Source organism: Streptomyces spiralis (assembly GCF_014654675.1).
GTDB lineage: Bacteria > Actinomycetota > Actinomycetes > Streptomycetales > Streptomycetaceae > Streptomyces > Streptomyces spiralis.
Window position 1 is genome coordinate 1 of sequence record NZ_BNBC01000084.1, and the last position, 1,957, is coordinate 1,957.

Consider the following 1,957-nt stretch of genomic DNA (forward strand, 5'->3'; position numbering starts at 1 on the left):
AGATCCGCTACCTGGCCTTCAACACCGACGCCCCGTCGGTGAAGAGCAAGGCCGTGCGCCAGGCGATGGCCCAGGTCATCAACCGCAGAGAACTGGTCGCCAAGGTCTACGGCACACAGGCCGAACCGCTCTTCTCGCTGGTCCCGGCCACCGTAACCGGCCACTCCAACTCGTTCTTCAACAGATACGGCGACCCGAGCGTCACCAAGGCCAAGTCCCTGCTGGCCAAGGCGAACATCACCACCCCGGTGAAGCTGACGCTGCATTACACGACGGACCACTACGGCCCGGCCACCCAGAAGGAATTCGAGATCCTTCAGCAGCAGCTCAACTCCAGCGGCCTGTTCGACGTCAGCATCCAGGGCGCGCCGTGGGGCAAGTTCCGCCCGGCGGAGCAGAAGGGCCAGTACGAGGTCTACGGCATGGGCTGGTTCCCGGACTTCCCGGACGCCGATGGTTACATCGCGCCCTTGCTGGACAAAGACAACTTCCTCCACTCGCCGTACAACAGCGGCAGAATCCGTAACATCCTGATTCCGCAGTCCCGCCGGAAAGTCGACCGGCTGGCCGCCGCCCCAAGTCTGAGTGCCATCCAAAGCATTGTCGCGAGCGATGTGCCGCTCCTGCCGCTGTGGCAGGGCAAGCAGTACATGGCCGTGTGCGACGACATCACTGGCGCTGTGTACGCCCTCAATTCCAGCGCCGGGCTTGAATTGTGGCATCTCGGTCGTGGTCTGAGGAACTGACCTGCACCCGCCCTTGACGCCTTGAGGACCCAGCCAGGGCTTCTGCTCCCGGGCTGGGAGCTCCTGGCGCGCCGTCCCGCTCGGATGTCGACCAGGGCGGGACTGCCGACAGGGCATACGGCGTATCGATGTCAATCCGGTATGCCGTACCTGAGTCCGTCCAGGATGAGGTCGAGGAGGCGTTCCGCCTGTTCGCGCTCCTCGGGCTTTCCCGAGGCGATGGCGACGCCGGTGAGGGCGGCGAACATGACGGTTGCGCTGATGTCCGATCTGATGGTCCTGGCGGCTGTCGCGGCGTCCAGGAGCGAGGTGAGAGCGTTCATGATCAGTTCTTGGCTCTGGGCGTAGGGGTTGACGCCGGAGTCGACGACGGCGCGGAGGGCCTCGGCCATCCCCAGTTTCGCGGTGGCGTAGTCGATGAAGCGCCCCATCCAGGCGCGCAGCGCCTCGCGTGGCGGCATGGCCGCCAGGAGGTCGGGGGCGGCGTCGCACAGCCGGGTCAGTTCGTTGCGGTAGGCGGCTTCGATGAGCGCCTCCCGGGTGGGGAAGTTCCGGTAGAGGGTGCCGGAGCCCACGCCCGCTTCCTTGGCGATCCGCTCGAGGTGTGCCGTCAGCCCTTCTTCGGCGAAGACCCGTACGGCCGCGGAGAGGATCTTCTCCCGGTTGCGTCGCACGTCGGCCCGCAGCGGTCGCCCCGAGTCCGTGGTCACGGGAGGCCCCTTCCTCGTCAGGATCAAGTGGAGACGCCTCCACCTCTTGCTAAGTGGAGGTGCCCCCGCTCACGCGCCACGGACACCTCGACGCGGTCGTGGCCAACGCAGGCATCGGCGCGCATGCCCCGCTCGGCGCGATCACCGAGGAGCAGTTCGACCGGACCTTCGATGTCAACGCCAAGGGCGTCCTGTTCACCGTCCAGCCGGCGATCGGGCTGCTGCCGCCCGGCGGCACGGTCGTCATCATCGGCTCCACCGCGTCCGTCCAGCCCCCGGCCGGCATGGGCCTGTATGGCGGTGCCAAGGCCGCGGTGCGCGCCTTCAACCGGTCCTGGGTCCAGGACATCAAGGGCACCGGCATCCGCATGAACGTCCTCAGCCCCGGCGCCGTCGACACCGAATCCCTGCGGCGCGCCCTGGCCATGACCCAGGGCCCCGACGCCGTCCCGGCCGCGGTCCAGAAGATGGGCGAGGGCAACCCCACCGGCCGGATCGCCG

General features: G+C 67.5%; 3 protein-coding genes. 2 read left to right on the forward strand and 1 reads right to left on the reverse strand.

Annotated elements, in window-relative coordinates; genetic code table 11:
- Nucleotides 1–746: ABC transporter substrate-binding protein (locus IE318_RS42600; RefSeq protein ID WP_229904153.1), on the forward strand; the 746-nt coding region annotated here is incomplete at its 5' end.
- A gap of 131 nt (nucleotides 747–877) precedes the next feature.
- Here IE318_RS42600 and IE318_RS42605 read toward each other — a convergent pair.
- Nucleotides 878–1,456 (reverse strand): TetR/AcrR family transcriptional regulator, encoded by a 579-nt coding sequence (locus IE318_RS42605; protein WP_189908224.1) that lies wholly within the window; start codon nucleotides 1,454–1,456, stop codon nucleotides 878–880.
- 59 nt (nucleotides 1,457–1,515) lie between these two features.
- Between IE318_RS42605 and IE318_RS42610 the strand changes: the two genes are divergently transcribed.
- On the forward strand, nucleotides 1,516–1,957 hold a 442-nt coding region (locus IE318_RS42610), incomplete at its 3' end, for an SDR family NAD(P)-dependent oxidoreductase (RefSeq protein ID WP_189908225.1).